This window comes from Pseudomonas sp. PDM25, from assembly GCF_019219045.1.
Classification (GTDB): Bacteria; Pseudomonadota; Gammaproteobacteria; order Pseudomonadales; family Pseudomonadaceae; genus Aquipseudomonas.
Map to the genome: position 1 here is coordinate 1 of NZ_JAHUWL010000060.1, position 600 is coordinate 600.

A 600-nucleotide genomic window follows, 5' to 3' on the forward strand; every position below is an offset into this window, starting at 1 on the left:
ACCGTATGCGCTTCTTCACTTGACCATATAACCCCAAGCAATCTGGTTATACTGTGAAGACGACATTCGCCGAAAATTCGATTCTTGCTCAAAGAGCAACTCACAAATTTTACCTTAGCCTGATCCGTTACCAGTGAAAGTAACGTTCAGTCTATCTTTCTATCACATACCCAAATTTTTAAAGAACGATCTAGCCAAAGACTAGAAATCAACATTCACCATCATCACGATGGAATGCTCATTTCTAAGCTTTCAACAAACAGAAGCAGTAGTGGTGGAGCCAAACGGGATCGAACCGTTGACCTCCTGCGTGCAAGGCAGGCGCTCTCCCAGCTGAGCTATGGCCCCGTATTTCTACAGGTTTCCCACACAAAATTGGTGGGTCTGGGCAGATTCGAACTGCCGACCTCACCCTTATCAGGGGTGCGCTCTAACCAACTGAGCTACAGACCCAATTTCGGGCTGCTTCTTTATCGTCTTCTTCAATGAATCAAGCAATTCGTGTGGGAACTTATGGAGCAGCTGATGTCGTCGATTAAGGAGGTGATCCAGCCGCAGGTTCCCCTACGGCTACCTTGTTACGACTTCACCCCAGTCATG

General features: G+C 47.2%; 2 tRNA genes and 1 rRNA gene. All 3 read right to left on the reverse strand.

Annotated features, from left to right (window positions below):
- Nucleotides 1-272 precede the first annotated feature (272 nt).
- A tRNA-Ala gene (locus KW848_RS31295) sits at nt 273-348 on the reverse strand.
- A 28-nt stretch (nt 349-376) separates the two neighbouring features.
- Nucleotides 377-453: transfer RNA gene (locus KW848_RS31300), tRNA-Ile, on the reverse strand.
- An 83-nt stretch (nt 454-536) separates the two neighbouring features.
- A 16S ribosomal RNA gene (locus tag KW848_RS31305) occupies nt 537-600 on the reverse strand; the annotation flags it as partial.